At 57.4% G+C, this 14252-nt stretch carries 12 protein-coding genes; 1 reads left to right on the top strand and 11 read right to left on the bottom strand.

Going from position 1 to position 14252, the window contains the following annotated elements:
- A partial coding sequence (gene istA, locus BM036_RS18845) for an IS21 family transposase (protein WP_143066660.1) occupies positions 1-791 on the bottom strand: 791 nt, incomplete at its 3' end.
- 447 nt (positions 792-1238) lie between these two features.
- Between istA and BM036_RS18835 the strand changes: the two genes are divergently transcribed.
- Positions 1239-1829, top strand: a complete 591-nt coding sequence (locus BM036_RS18835) for a TetR/AcrR family transcriptional regulator (RefSeq protein ID WP_091855189.1) — start codon at positions 1239-1241, stop codon at positions 1827-1829.
- 267 nt (positions 1830-2096) lie between these two features.
- Here the strand turns inward: BM036_RS18835 and BM036_RS18830 are convergent, their stop codons facing one another.
- The 10 genes from BM036_RS18830 to BM036_RS18785 form a co-directional block, all read right to left on the bottom strand.
- The gene (locus BM036_RS18830; RefSeq protein ID WP_091855188.1) at positions 2097-3179 is read right to left on the bottom strand and encodes an aldo/keto reductase; all 1083 of its coding nucleotides are present in this window, start codon (positions 3177-3179) and stop codon (positions 2097-2099) included.
- 61 nt (positions 3180-3240) lie between these two features.
- On the bottom strand, positions 3241-3837 hold the full coding sequence (locus BM036_RS18825) for a TetR/AcrR family transcriptional regulator (RefSeq protein ID WP_091855187.1): 597 nt from the start codon (positions 3835-3837) through the stop codon (positions 3241-3243).
- Positions 3838-3975: 138 nt separating this feature from the next.
- Positions 3976-4644 (bottom strand): cupin domain-containing protein, encoded by a 669-nt coding sequence (locus BM036_RS18820; protein WP_091855186.1) that lies wholly within the window; start codon positions 4642-4644, stop codon positions 3976-3978.
- Positions 4645-4691: 47 nt separating this feature from the next.
- Entirely contained in the window at positions 4692-5312 is a 621-nt protein-coding gene (locus BM036_RS18815; protein ID WP_091855185.1) for a glutathione S-transferase family protein, read from the bottom strand.
- Between the two features lie 221 nt (positions 5313-5533).
- Positions 5534-6001, bottom strand: a complete 468-nt coding sequence (locus BM036_RS18810) for a GbsR/MarR family transcriptional regulator (protein ID WP_091855184.1) — start codon at positions 5999-6001, stop codon at positions 5534-5536.
- Positions 5985-7418, bottom strand: coding sequence for an efflux transporter outer membrane subunit (locus tag BM036_RS18805; protein WP_091855183.1), 1434 nt, complete (start codon positions 7416-7418; stop codon positions 5985-5987). The genes BM036_RS18810 and BM036_RS18805 overlap by 17 nt, the downstream gene beginning before the upstream one ends.
- The gene (locus BM036_RS18800; protein ID WP_091855182.1) at positions 7408-10575 is read right to left on the bottom strand and encodes an efflux RND transporter permease subunit; all 3168 of its coding nucleotides are present in this window, start codon (positions 10573-10575) and stop codon (positions 7408-7410) included. Before BM036_RS18800 ends, BM036_RS18805 begins: the two co-directional genes overlap by 11 nt.
- Positions 10572-11879, bottom strand: coding sequence for an efflux RND transporter periplasmic adaptor subunit (locus BM036_RS18795; RefSeq protein WP_245742736.1), 1308 nt, complete (start codon positions 11877-11879; stop codon positions 10572-10574). The genes BM036_RS18800 and BM036_RS18795 overlap by 4 nt, the downstream gene beginning before the upstream one ends.
- Positions 11880-12878, bottom strand: coding sequence for a lipid A deacylase LpxR family protein (locus BM036_RS18790; RefSeq protein ID WP_091855180.1), 999 nt, complete (start codon positions 12876-12878; stop codon positions 11880-11882). It lies immediately after the preceding gene.
- Between the two features lie 199 nt (positions 12879-13077).
- Positions 13078-13524 (bottom strand): MarR family transcriptional regulator, encoded by a 447-nt coding sequence (locus BM036_RS18785; protein WP_091855179.1) that lies wholly within the window; start codon positions 13522-13524, stop codon positions 13078-13080.
- Positions 13525-14252 lie beyond the last annotated feature (728 nt).

Genomic DNA, 14252 nt, shown 5'->3' with positions numbered 1-14252 from the left:
ATCAACACACCCCCTTCCACCTTGGCCTTGTCGCGGGGCTTACGGGCGCGCGTGGGGACGATGGCGATCCCATAATGGGTAGCCATATCCTGGTAAGTTGGATTGAGGTCCGGCTCGTATCGGTGAGCCTTGGTAACGCCCGATTTTAAATTGTCGGGGACCACTAATTCCGGCACTCCGTTCAGGTACTGGAAGGCCCGGGTGTGAGAGCCGATCCAGTCCGGCAATGTCTGGCTCCAGGTGGCTTCGGCGTAGGTGTAATTGGATGCGCCCATCACCGCGACAAAGACTTGCGCGTCATGGATCTCTCCGGTGGTGCGGTCAATGACGGGCACAGTGTGTCCGGCATAGTCCACGAACAGCTTCTCACCGGCCCGGTGGTCCTGGCGCATCACCAGGTCCAGCTTGCCCCGCCAGGCCCGGTAGTGCTCGCAGAACCAGCTGTACTGATAACCGTCCGGGTTGGCTTGCCGATACTCCTGCCAGAGCAGGAACAGGGTGACGTTCTTGCCCCGGAGCTCATCGTGGATTCGCTTCCAATCCGGAATGCCTCGGGCCTGTGCCGGCAGATCCGGTGGTGGCGGGAACAGCCGTTGCTCCAGTTGGGCTTCACTCAGATCCTCTGGCAGCGGCCAGCCAAGCCCCGCCTCAGCAGCACGCCGCAGATACTCGCTCACAGTGGGGCGACTGATGCCGCAGGCTGCGGCAACCTGTCGGTTGCTCAGTCCTCGCTCCCACTTGAGGCGAAGGACTTCTTTGATTTTACGTATGGATAACCTCTTCGCTGGCATCTGGCCCTCTCCGGATGAAAAGGAGCAGAGTACCGTTAGTTATCCCGCGCCGGACGTTTTGATGGGGAAATCAGGCAGCCTGCCAGGGTGGCAGCTTTGCCGTGGAATCAGTGGCAGCTTTCGCGTGGAATGGGTGGCAGGCTTCGTCTGGAATCAGTGGCAACCTTGGTCTGGAATACGCAGGCCGTAGTGGTTTCCAGTCGCTCAGCAACGTCTTTGGCGGCTTCACCGGCATCCAGGGCCAAGACGATTCGTGCTCGATGAACGAGATTCTGGCTCAGCGTGCTTGTTCGCAACCAGCTTTCAAGTTCCAGTTGATCGTTTACCGTAAGATTAAAGGGTGCTGGTTTCCGGGCCAAAACAGAGTCTCCAAACTCGTGAATAACAGCTCGAATTATAGCACATTTTCGCTTAGGAATTACCCGGACGGGACACTAGGACAACGTATTGTCCAACGCGGCCCGGCTTTTTCGTGAGAAAGGGTTCGACAAGACCTCACTCAAGGAGATTGCAGAGGCTTGTGACATGCTACCCGGGAGCCTTTACTATCGTTACAGCACCAAGGAGGCGCTCCTTGTGGAGCTGATGCGTCGGGGAGTTGACCTGGTGACAGCGGAGGTCGAAACCGCGTACGCCAGCTCGGACGAGCCCGTACAGCGATTGCGCCTTTGCATCAATGCACATTTGCGGGCGCTGTTAGTTGATTCCGACACCGTTTACGTACTTTTATTTGAGTGGCGGTCGCTGGGCCCGGCGGCCCGTGAGGAAGTTATTGCTTTGCGGGACCAGTATGAGTCCCTTTGGGCCGAGATCCTCGAAACGATGATTGAGCAAGGCGTGATTCAGAAGAATGTTGATGGCCGCTTGCTTCGCCTGATCAGCCTTGGGGCGCTTAACTGGGTCGCAACCTGGTTTGATCCGAAAGGTGCCTATACACTCGAATCCGTTGGCGATTTTGTCTGGAAAGTCATCATGAACGGTGTGATCGAGCAAGATTCCGAGTTTGGGCCGCGCTCTGAAACTAACCTGGATCCGTGACTCCGCAGGGGAGCTTCGCAACGCACCATGGGCATCTAGATAGGCCAGAACCTGGTCAAAACCGGATTGTTATTGTCCGGGGCGTCCAGAGGGTACCGGATTGGCCATCAAAACGGGAACGCCCCTTCACCTCCTGGAACCTGACTTATCGATTTTTGCTCCAAGAACAGGGCGCACTGATTTGCGCCGTTCAGATCACTGCTCCGACGGTAATATCAGGAACGGAGCAGTCTTGGGAATTCACTTGGGCCGGTTCATTACCACTACTTATGCGTCACCTTTCGCCCGGTAACCAGCCATCATACTCATCATCCAGCCTGGGTACTCCTCCGGGATACGACTCACCTCGTCCAGGGCTGTACGCTCGCCATCAGACAATCGGATCTGTGCGGCCCGGATATTCGCTTTCAGCTGATCCGGTCGCTTGGCACCAACAATAACACTGGACACAGGCGTCTGGTGCAGCAGCCACGCCAGCGCGATCTGGGCCACGGTGACGGGTTCACCGTCAATCTGCTTTCCGTCAGCCACCTCACGCATGACCTTGATAACCTCTTTGCCCCGCTCGCGGTTAACCGGAGGGAAGTCGAATTTGGCGCGCCGGTTCTCTTCGGACACATCCGGACCCTCGTATTTGCCGGACAGGTAACCGCCGGCCAGTGGGCTCCACACCATCAACCCGACCTTTTCCGACGCCAGCATGGGGATCACCTCCCGTTCCAGGTCGCGCCCCACCAGGGTGTAGTACGCCTGCACAGACGTGACCGGGCACAGGTTGCGGGCCCGGGTGATACCGATGGCCTTCATGACCTGCCAGGCGGCCCAGTTGGACAGGCCCACATAACGCACATAACCCTGTTGTACCAGCATGTTCAGCGCCTCCAGGGTTTCTTCGATCGGGGTGGCCGGATCAAAGCCATGGATCTGGTACAGATCAATGTAATCGGTCTGCAATCGCGTCAGACTCGCCTTGCATTCGCTCATGATGTGGCCACGGGAAGCACCACGAGCATTGGGGCCCTCGCCCATGGGCCCAAGCACCTTGGTGGCCAACACAACATCTTCCCGGCGAACACCGAGGTTTTTCAGGGATTGGCCGACGATGCGCTCGCTGGCACCGAAGCCATAGATATTGGCCGTATCGATGAAGTTGATGCCGGCTTCCAGCGCGATCTTCACCAGTTCGTCGGCCTGTTCCTGCTGCAATTGTCCGATCAGGCCCCAGATGTCTTCATCGCCGCCGAAGGTCATGGTTCCCAGGCAGAGTTCGGAGACGAACAAGCCCGAGTTTCCGAGTGCTCTGTAGCGTAACGGATTGTTATCAAATCTTGGCAAGTTGTGAGTGGTCATGTTGCACCTCCTGATAACAGGTTAATGTCACGAATTTCTGTCGCATCTCATTCATTGCCATTCAAACGCCAGTGTTGTTCCCTTCCGAAGCACTTTGGCACCGAGCCCTTAAAAGTTGTGTAGACGCATCAAACGGAGCGGGATCTTCTGCGGTGCGCGCCGCCAGGTGGGCGCCTTCCAGCATGGCCAGGATTGCGCAGGCTTCTTGTGCGGGATCAGAAATGGACGAAATTGACCCATCCCTCAGGCCCAGTTCAAAGGTTGCCCTGATCCAGTCCAGCACCATTGCCCGAACGCTACCCACCCGGTTGACAACTGCCTCGGGCAGGCTTTCGCGACAGATTGAAAAGGCAACGCACAGGCAGACCGTCTGGCCGTCATGCAGGGCACTTCGGTACACAGCGATGAGAGCACTCAGGCGTTCGCCGGCGCTGGAACAGGCCGCCTCTATTTCAGCCAGCCGCTCTTTCAGGCTGGTGTGATACCGCTCGATCAAACGCTCCGACAAGTCCGCCTTGGTCGGAAAATGATAATGAATGGAAGCCTTTCTGATGCCGATGGCCTTCGCGAGATCCGCATAGCTGAATCCGTCAAACCCTCTTGATCGGGCGGTGCGCTCTGCGAGGTCCAACAGGGTGGTTCTTGTGTCACGGTTCATAAATCGTCAATGTTTAACATCGTTCACTCAAGCAGTTGCCGAGTATGGCACCTTGATCAGGGGAAGGTTGAGATTCCTTCCACTGATCAAGCCCTTTTTGGCTCTTTGGCAGCCCAGAAATGTTCAGGCTCCTGCTGGTTACACTTCAGGGGTCCTGACAAACCGAAGGTGCCCTGTCTTCATCCAGATTTTCGCCCCACGGGCTCCGGCCGTTGCAGACAACGCTTCTCCTTCGGGCTGGCGCAGCCAGGCATTCCTGCCCAGCACACCATCATTCACCGTGACTTCGCCGTCCAGGAGCAGCATCTCGATCCCGCCGGCCGCCTCTGATGTCAGGGTAGCACCGGGCTCAAGCTTGCGGTAAGTGACCGTTTCACGCTCGTCCTCATGCAGGAGCGAGGTGGAAACGCCCTCCACCGGAGCACCCAGTTCCGCTTCCATGTTTTTGCTGAACTGGGTGCGGTCCGCCGGGTCGAACTGCCAGAGCTTGACAAAAATCGTACAGCCCTCGGCAGAGCCAGGTACATGAGAGGTGGTTGGCGGATTCCGCACATAGGTTCCCGCAGGATAATCCCCATGTTCGTCCTGAAACACACCGTCAAGTACGATGAATCCCTCACCACCGTCATGAGTGTGCGCCGAGAACCGGCTGCCTGGCGCATACCGCACAATACTGGTGGCACGGGCCACTTCGCCACCGATACGATCCAGCATTCGCCGCTCCACCCCTTTCATGGGTGAAGGGCGCCACTCAAGCTGGTCGGTGTCAATGACCACGGGCTTTGTGAAATCTGCATTGATTTCCATGCTCTGTCCTCCGGTTAATCAGTCCGCCAAGCCAAAAGACCCGGGCATCAGCCGGTAATTGACGGACGAGCCGCGACCCGGGCACGCCAGGCCAGGAGATGATCCAGGTGACCGGGAATGTCAACCTTGGCGAACTCTGCAAACACTAGCCCGGCATAAGCCGTGATATCCGCAACAGTGAAACGGTCACCAGCAAGAAACTCGTTTTCCGCAAGCACCTCGTTGAGATAGGCCATCGTGGACTGAGCGACCTCTTTCTGCTTATTGCCCCAGTCAGGGCATTGCCATGTCTCGAGGTCGGGCCCCAGGCCCTGGGTTGCGTGGTGGAAATACGCGCCCACCGCATTCATCAAACCGGATTCGGCACGAATATTCATCATCGCAATAACCGCACGCTCTTTAGGCGAGGCGCCCGTCAGGGAGGGCCCGTCAAACACACCGTCCAGGTACTCAGTGATGGCGTTGCACTGTGCAATGCAGGTGCCATCATCAAGCTCCAGTACCGGTACGGTGGCATCGGGGTTCTTTGCCCTGAAATCACTGGTACGGTGTTCACCACCCATGACATCCACCGGGACAAACACCACTTTATCGGTGGCGCCCTTCTCGGCAAGGGCAATGCGAACGCGCAGCGGGTTGGGAAAGCCTTCGGTTTCGTAAATTTTCATTGATCACCTCTGTTGGTCATTAAGCATACTGAACCCAATCTACCTATTGGTAGGTAGTTGCGCAAGAGGCAATTTGATTTTCTGTTTCAGTTTGAGCCGCTGACAAGACATTCCAACCAGCGAAAAGGGGCCAGAGCTTCTCGCAGTATCACCGTCGGGGTGACTCTAGCCAGCGGTTTATTCAAGCCCGAATGAAACTCGAGATTACTGCTGTGATTTGATCATATTTTAGTTTTGTGGATTTGAGATCTAAGCTGCTTCAGAAGATCTTTGGAGCTCTCATAATACAGAGTGTAGTACTGGTCCAGATCAGCCAGCTTGGCAAGCGTTTCTTCATTGGTGATCGTTGCCTTGGCTTCGGCGATCACCTCCTTTCGGGCCTCGAGTCGTTTTATCTGTCCTTCCACCAAAGCGGCGTAAGGATGGGAACGCATGGCGAAAAAATCCTGGCGCTCACCCGGCATGGTTCGGCGTTCAACAATACCGAGTCTTTCGAGAAAGCACGTATTCGTACTGACGCTCGCCTTACTGACGCGCAACGTATCCACAAGCTGCGATGAGCTGACCGGCTCATCTGACACGATAAGTGTCGCCCAAATTTGGCCGGCAATCCGGGAAAAGCCTTCGGATTGAGCCTGAAGACCGAGGCGTTCAATAAACCGTCTGTCTGATTCAGTCAGTGGTTTCATAATCTGAAGATTGCGATGAACTCTGCCAACCCCCTCCCAACGCGCGATACAAATTAACCGTCGACTGCAATTGATCGCGCCGCGTTTCCACGAGATCAAGTTCGGTTGTAAACAGGCTCCGCTCAGCATCCAGTACCTCCAGATAACTGGAGGCGCCACCCTCAAAGCGCAACCGCGCAAGTTTAGTGGTGCTCCGCAGTGCTGCTACCTGCCGGGCCTGCGCTTCCAGGCGCTCTTCGGCACCACGCACCCCGGCCATGGCGTCGAGCACCTCCCGAAACGCTACCTGAATGGCCTGACGATAGGCAATCAGAGCCTGGCGTTGACGCGCCTCCGCCTGATTGACCAGTGCCTCGGAACGCCCGAAGTCCAGCAACGGGCCGACCAGCGAGCCGCCCAACTGCCACGTGGATGCCGAATCCTGGAACAAGTCACCCCCGGACGCACTTCGCAGGCCCAGCAGCCCCTCGAATGAAATCCTGGGCAGGAACGCCGCCCGGGCAACACCGATTTCGGCGTTGGCCGCAATCAACGCCTGTTCGGCTGCGGCAATGTCGGGTCGCCGGACCATCAGATCCGCCGGCCGGCCGGCAGGAATGCTGGCTGGAACATCAATATCACCGATGGTATCCGCTACGGCAATATCACTCCGTACAATCTGTCGTGGCTCTCGTCCCAGAAGCACTGCCAAGGCGTTTCGCTGAAGGGTGTGCTGCTCACGAAGCCTCGGAAGCTCCGATTCTGCAGCGGCAAGCTCGGATTCGGCCTGCCGCAGGGCCAATTCATTAATCTCGCCTCCTTCAAACAGGGACCGTTGCAAAGCAACCGATTCGCGGCGGGACGATACGGTGCGTTCCGCGATCTCAATCTGGCGGTCAAGGGCTCGCAAATTGAAGTAACCATTGGCCACCTCACCAATCACGGCCAGTCTTACGGCCTCGCGATTCGCGGCGCTGGCCAGCAGCCGTGCCCGGGCCGCTTCGCTGGCATTGGCTAGCCGCCCCCAGAGATCCAGCTCGTACGATAGAACACCGCCAACCTGGATATCATTGAAGGGTTGACCACCAGTACTGTTGACGGACTCCTCACTCGGGCCCTGGCGCACCGCGGAGCCCTCCACCTCCAGAAGTGGGTATCGTTCTGCCTGCTGTCCGGTAAGGAGCGCCCTTGCTTCGGCAACCCGGGCAGCGGCGAGCTGCAGATCGTTGTTGGCATCAAGCGCCTCCTCAACAAGCGTGACAAGTGCCGGATCACCATAGCCACGCCACCAGTCCAGAGGGAGTTTCTCGTCCGCCGAAAGTCGTGCGGACGTCCAGTTTTCCGGCATCGACGGCTCGGGCTTCTTAACAGTCGGCGCGAGTGAGCAGCCACCAAGTGACAACACCATCAAAGTGGTCAGCAATACCTTAACGGTCATCAGCCACACCTCCGTCTGCACGTTCGGGAGCGGCCGATGCCGAGCCGTCCTGGTCTCTGGTGCCACTCAGAAAATCCGTGATACGGCGAACGACCACATAGAACAGTGGAATAAAGAACGTCGCCAGTATCGTTGCCGAAATCATGCCGCCGAGAACCGCCGTACCTATCGCAATACGCGTGGTTGCACCGGCCCCGCTGGCAAAAGCGAGCGGCAGCACACCCATGCTGAAAGCGACCGATGTCATCAGAATCGGCCGCAAGCGCACTCGCGCCGCTTCCTTGGTTGCCTCAATCAGCTTCATTCCCTGATCCTCGAGTGCTCGGGCGAATTCCACCAGAAGTATGGCGTTGCGGGCAGTGACACCAACGGTAGTAAGAATGCCAACCTGGAAGAAGACGTCGTTAGGGAGGCCCCGCACCATGGCTGCAAGTACCGCCCCAAGTACGCCCAATGGAACCGCCAACATGACGGAAATGGGGATGGTCCAACTTTCGTAGAGCGCGGCGAGCGCCAGAAACACCACCAGTACCGACAGCGCGTAGAGCAGGGGTGCCTGGGCACCGGCCTGACGCTCCTGATAGGACAGGCCGCTCCAGGCTCCGGCCACGCCGTCCGGGAGTTGCGCGATCAAACGCTCAACCTCTGCCATGGCCTCACCGGTACTGTAGCCTGGCGCCGGCTCACCCTGAATCTGGCGGGACGGGACACCATTGAAACGCTCAAGACGCGGTGAACCATATTCCCAACGCCCGTTCGTCACTTCGCTCAGCGGGGTCATCTCCCCATCAGCAGATCGCAGATACCAGGCCTCAAAATCCTCTGGCAGCATCCGGAAAGGGGCATCGCCCTGAACATAGACGCGCTTGACCCGCCCCTCATGGAGAAAATCGTTAACGTATTGCGAGCCCCAGGTCACCGACAGAAGCCGACTGATCTCGGAAAGCTCTATGCCAAGGGCTTGCGCCTTTTCGTGATCGATGTCGACTTTGTAACGGGGGTTGTCCGCCAGACCGTTGGGACGCACACTCGTCAGAACGGGGCTTTCGGCCGCTAACTGCAGCAACTGACCTTGCGCTGCCATGAGCGCTTCATGCCCGATGGCACCACGGTCCTGTAAACGCAACTCAAAACCCAGGGCCTGCCCCAATGCCGGTATCGGTGGCAAGTTGAAAGCAAAAGCCCGCCCATCACGAACTAGCCCGGCAAGCGCCCGGTTCGCCCGCTGAATGATGGCGCCGGCGCTTTGCGTCTCAGGATCACGCTCACTCCATGGCTTGAGATTGACGAACGCCAATCCCGCGTTCTGTGCCCGGCCAGCGAAACTGAAACCAGCGATTGTGAAGAGGCCCTGTACCTCATCCTGCTCCATAAAGTAATCTTCGATAACCTCAATGGTATCGATTGTGCGCTGCTGCGTTGCACCGGGAGGCAGCTGGTACTGAACCACAACAAAGCCTTGGTCCTCCGCAGGCAGGAATCCTCCTGGCAACCGCAAAAAGAGAACCGCGACCAGTCCGACGATCCCGAAGAACGCAAAGGTGTAAATCCATGCGTGGCGCGCCGTATGGCCAACCAGCCGGACATACCCCCGGGTTAATCGTGCCAGGCCGGTTTCAAACCAGCCGAACAGTTTTTGCAACAGGGTTCTTTCATGTGTGGGCTTGAGTATCCGACCGCACAACATGGGGCTGAGAATCAGAGCCACGAGCACCGAAAGGACCATGGCACCAGCAATACTCAGGGAAAATTGCCGATAGATTGCCCCTGTGGAGCCTGGGAAGAACGCCATCGGGATAAACACAGCAGACAGCACCACACCGATACCAATCAGAGCGCTGGCTATCTGCCCCATGGACTTGCGCGTCGCCTCCATCGGGCCCAGGCCGTCCTCATGCATCACGCGCTCGACGTTCTCCACCACCACGATGGCGTCATCGACCAGCAGGCCTATCGCCAACACCAGACCAAACAGGGTCAGCATGTTGATGGAAAAACCGAAAGCCGCCATGATCGCAAAGGTGCCTAGGAGCACGACCGGAATCGCGATCGCCGGCACCAGGGTGGCTCGCCAGCTCTGCAGAAACAGCAGCATCACCAGCACCACCAGTGCGATCGCTTCGATGATGGTCTGCACCACTGCGTCAATGGAGGCCTCTACGAAGGGCGCCGTCTGGTAGGGATACCGAATCTCCACCCCTTCGGGAAAATATGGCTCGAGCTCCTGAACCCGCGCTTTAACAGCCTCTGTGACCGCCAGAGAGTTGGCACCCGGCGCCAGATTGATGCCAAGGCCGGCAGCCGGTTCACCATCGTAGAAAGTGTCAATCTGGACCGCACCACCACCCAGCTCAACGCGGGCAACGTCACCCAGGCGCACGCGGGACCCGTCAGGCATACTCTTGAGTAGGATGTTGCGGAACTCATCGGTTGAGGTGAGCAAGGTCTGGGCGGTAACCGTAGCATTGAGCTGCTGGCCCTCAACTGCGGGCAGCCCGCCGAGCTGGCCGGCGGTGACCTGGGCGTTTTGCGCCTCGATGGCGGCGCTTACGTCGGCAACAGTCAGGCCGTAATTGGTCAACGCCGAGGGGTCCAGCCAAATCCGCATCGCATATTCAGAGCCGAAAACCTGAACGCTGCCGACGCCGGTCACCCGCCCGACAGGTTCCGCTAACTCGGAGCTGATGAAGTCAGCGAGATCCAGTTTGCTGAGGCGACCGTCGGTAGAGACGAATGCCATTACCATCAGAAAGCTGGTACTGGATTTCTCGACGCTGATCCCCTGCTGACGCACTACCTCCGGGAGCCGCGGTTCCGCCAGTTTGAGCTTGTTCTGCACCTGGACCTGGGCAATGTCCGGATCGGTGCCCGCCGCAAAGGTGAGAGTAATCGTAGCCTGGCCTGAGGAATCCGCCGTCGACCCCATATAGAGCAGGTTGTCGATGCCTGTCATCTCTTGTTCAATCACCTGAACCACCGTGTTGGACACGGTGTCCGCCGAGGCACCAGGGTAACTGGCCTGAATTTCAACCGCCGGCGGCGCCACGGAGGGATACCGCTGGACCGGCAAAACGAAGATCGCCATGATGCCCGCCAACATGGCAACAATGGCCAGAACCCAGGAAAAAACGGGTCTGGAAATAAAGAAATTAATCATTGTGCGGGATCCTCGTCTTCGGAGGCGCTTTGCTGTGAACTATCCTTTCCACTGGCTTGATGGTCTTGGGTGGGATGTAATGGAATATCTGCAGCAACCGGCTTCACCTTGGCCCCTGGCCGAACCTTTTGCAGACCGGAGACGATGAGGCGATCCCCCGGTTCCAACCCCTTTTCCACCAGCCAGAAAGCGCCAATGGCCCGCTCTGCCTCTAACTGGCGGGCGACAACCTCACCCTCCGGGTTGACCAGCAACGCCGTGGCCTCGCCTTGCGGATTACGACTCACGCCCTGCTGCGGCGCCAGAATGGCGTTCTCCCGTACCCCCTCGCTCAGGCGAACGCGCACGTACATTCCAGGCAGAAGGTCTTCGTCAGGATTGGGGAAAACGGCCCGCACAGTGACCGAACTGGTGCTTTGGTTGACGGTAACATCCGCAACGTCAACGCGTCCCTTATGCGGATAGGGAGTACCGTCTTCGCGCAATAAAACAGTCTCGGCTTCATTTGAGCCGGCCTTAGAAGCCGCGCCCTCCTTCAGAGACGACCGAATTCGAGCCAGTTTTTCGACCGGTAGCTGAATATCGACATACATGGGATCAAGCTGAACCACGCGCGCCAGGACCTGGGGCTGATTGGCGGTTACCAGTGCACCCTCCGTGTACAGTGTCGGGCCAATGCGCCCGGCGATGGGAGCCTTGACCTCGGTATACGCCAGCTCGATACCCGCTGTTTCGACCATCGCTTCGGATCGGGAGACATCCGCCCGGGCTGCCTCCAAGGCCGACAGCGCCTCATCACGCTGACGCTTGCTGACCGCATTCTTCTCATACAGGTTTGACGTACGTGCCCACTCCCGCTGAGCCTGTCGCAATTCGGCCTGTGCGCGCTCCAGTTCTGCCTGGGCCCGTTGATGGGCAGCACGGTATCGGTTGGGGTCGATCTGGTAGAGGACCTCACCTGCCTTGACCTGTGTGCCTTGTTCAAACAAGCGCTCCTGCAAGATGCCCGTCACTTGCGGCCTCACTTCCGAGATACGGTAAGCGGCGGTTCGGCCCGGCAGTTCCATTGAAAGGTTCACACGCTGTGGCTGTATTTCAACAACCCCGACTTCCGGAGGCGGCGGTGCAGACCGTTCAGCCTTTGCCTGACCGGAAGAATTGTCACAACCAGCCAGCAAAAGAACCGCCAACCACATTGGCAGCATGCGGGCACCAAGGAGACGCGCCATCAAACTCTTTTCTGTCTGCATACAACTAACCTCTGAATGGGCAAAAGACTGAAAACCGTTCAATTCTTCCTTCACTTATAACCAGGTAGACAGAACGATCGATCCAAACTGATCGAAGCCGTCCTTTTCCTTGAATTCTTCGCTGCGCCACAGGTAGGTGTAAGCGATTTGCCAGCGATCCCAGGTCAATGCCGCACCGACCTGGGCATCGCCAACCCACTCGCGACTATCAACGGAGTGGCTGTCCTCGAAAGTGTTGCCGTCGAGCAGCAGGTTGTGTGCCATATAGCGCCCTTCAACGGCAGCGAAGACGTACCAGCTAAAGCCCTGATTCCGCTGAAAAGAGGATTGCCCGCCTTGTGCGGGTGCGACTGACGGAATACCGAAGCTACGATCAAGCCCTTCTCCCAAACGAACCCCCAGGCCGCCAGAAGCGTAGGTATACAGGTTGCCGAGCGCAAATCCGGCAGACGGCCCATATTCAAAGGCCAGCCCACCGAAATCCTGTTGCATAAGCCAGGCACGTTCGTAACCGAAGTTGATGACTGGCTCGTTCTCAAGCTGATTGTCCCAACCCCGCGGCTTGTCTGCCGCAATAAGATCGTGGAAATTTCGTTGGACCACTTCAGCACCGGAAGCCGGTCCTACGATGCCCACGTCGATATGCAGGCTATCTGCCAAACGCAAAACACCATGTTCCTTCTCGCTCAGGAGCGAAATCCCACCAAACAAAAGGCCGGCATAGGGACGGTCATCTTCAATAAGCGTTTCAACCTCTATGTCTTCCGGCGTATACATCTGTTGACCAAACCGGTACGTTACACCATCAAGACCACTGCCAGACCAGCCTGGAATAACATCTGTAAGGCGGCGGGTCCAATGTCGATCAGCGGGCTCAAAGGCCCAGATCGCCTCTACACCGTTGGTGTATTGACCATCGCCGCCGGCGGAGAAGGCATCGTTTTCCACTTTCAAAGTCAGCAGACCGTCAGCGGACGCTGATGTCACAAGAAAGCCCAACAACAGACCTGAGCACAAACTCCGATAACGCTTTCTGCAGTAACGAGATTTCAACGATGAGTCCTCCTCCAAAATTGACTCAAGTGGCTACAAAAGAATTTGCTCCCGGATGCTGACAATCCCCCCCCACTACGAGCCAACCATAAAGGATGAGAGGCTCTCTCGCGCACCTTCGTTTAGTCTGTTCAATATGAACTGAACGTAACACAACCAATCACTGACGGTGAACCTTTTAGGCGGCGAAGTTACGGATTCAGGTATTTTTCAGCGCGGCGGCGTTTTCCATAACCCGCTCAAAAACGCGCAGGGTGACTTCCAGTTCCTTGTCGCCAATGCCTCTAAGCATCTCGTCCCGCAACAAATTACCCCGCTCAGCCAGGTCGCTCATAAAGCGCTCGCCAGCCTTGGTAAGATAAAGCCGCCGGGCACGCCGATCACGTTCGCAGAACCGGCGTTCGATCAGGCCCTGTTCCTCGAGGCCGTCAAGCAGACGAACCAGTGTCGGGTTCTCAATGGCCATCAGGTGGGCCAGTTCCCGCTGGGTAAGCCCTTCACCACCGCGCTGCAGGTAGACCATGGTAGACCAGCGCGCCTGGGTGACATTCAGATCTTTCAGGCGCTCGTCCAATAACTTGCGCCAGCGTCTTGCTACCCGGGCATTAGCAAAAGGGAACTGATCTCGAGGGGTTTGCGGGTCCATGTCACTGTCCTTTTACTGACGATTGAGCAATAGTAAGCTAATCAGTGGGACGAACGTAAGTTACATCGTTCGGGTTTTCGCCAGATCAATATGCAACCTGCATCATCCGGCGGATTCCCAGGGCCAGCTCGTCGGCTTCCGCTTTCCGGTACGATATGGAATCTTTCACTCCTTCAGAGACAGCAAACCTCCAGCGGATGCTGATATACCTTTTACACCGCCGACTTTTCGGTGGTCGCCGCAAATGATGAGACGCTCGCATCGCGTACTTTGTTTGATCTGTTCAATCTGGACTGATCGTAGTATGACATAACATAAAGAATCAGTCTTGGCTACCCGAGATTGACTGCCCTGCCCGGATATAAGACGATTATCATCTCGAATATTCTGCCCGAGATCAGTACGGTCAGCACAAGTAGCTCCCGTGGCAGAGATAGACGACGGAGTCGTGGTGGGCGTCGAGTTTCTTCTTGAGCTCCTGATTCCACGGCGCCGCCACCTCGATGGTAGCCAAGGTGTCCGCGCAGAGGTGATTGCGGACGGTGGGGCATCCTTACTGCCTTGCGACGGTTCCGATTGTTCGTGGTTGTTTTTCTGCCGAAAAGGGTCAAGGATACCGCTACTGAGGTTACCATCGAGTAGGAGGGGGAGTTACCTCCCCCGTCCTCTCACACCACCGGGCATACGGTTCCGTACCACGGCGGTTCATGGTTGGCTCTGGAGCCGGT

The sequence above is a fragment of the Marinobacter segnicrescens genome, from assembly GCF_900111555.1.
GTDB lineage: Bacteria > Pseudomonadota > Gammaproteobacteria > Pseudomonadales > Oleiphilaceae > Marinobacter > Marinobacter segnicrescens.
The sequence above is the reverse complement of the archived record's forward strand: the minus strand, read 5'-3'. Positions and strand labels throughout refer to the sequence as shown.

What these genes read in the sequence shown, in the direction of transcription:
- BM036_RS18800 (WP_091855182.1), bottom strand. Translation starts at nt 10,575, where the DNA reads ATGATTAATTTCTTTATTTCCAGACCCGTTTTTTCCTGGGTTCTGGCC.
- BM036_RS18830 (WP_091855188.1), bottom strand. Translation starts at nt 3,179, where the DNA reads ATGACCACTCACAACTTGCCAAGATTTGATAACAATCCGTTACGCTAC.
- BM036_RS18805 (WP_091855183.1), bottom strand. Translation starts at nt 7,418, where the DNA reads ATGACCGTTAAGGTATTGCTGACCACTTTGATGGTGTTGTCACTTGGT.
- BM036_RS18825 (WP_091855187.1), bottom strand. Translation starts at nt 3,837, where the DNA reads ATGAACCGTGACACAAGAACCACCCTGTTGGACCTCGCAGAGCGCACC.
- BM036_RS18815 (WP_091855185.1), bottom strand. Translation starts at nt 5,312, where the DNA reads ATGAAAATTTACGAAACCGAAGGCTTTCCCAACCCGCTGCGCGTTCGC.
- BM036_RS18810 (WP_091855184.1), bottom strand. Translation starts at nt 6,001, where the DNA reads ATGAAACCACTGACTGAATCAGACAGACGGTTTATTGAACGCCTCGGT.
- BM036_RS18785 (WP_091855179.1), bottom strand. Translation starts at nt 13,524, where the DNA reads ATGGACCCGCAAACCCCTCGAGATCAGTTCCCTTTTGCTAATGCCCGG.
- BM036_RS18820 (WP_091855186.1), bottom strand. Translation starts at nt 4,644, where the DNA reads ATGGAAATCAATGCAGATTTCACAAAGCCCGTGGTCATTGACACCGAC.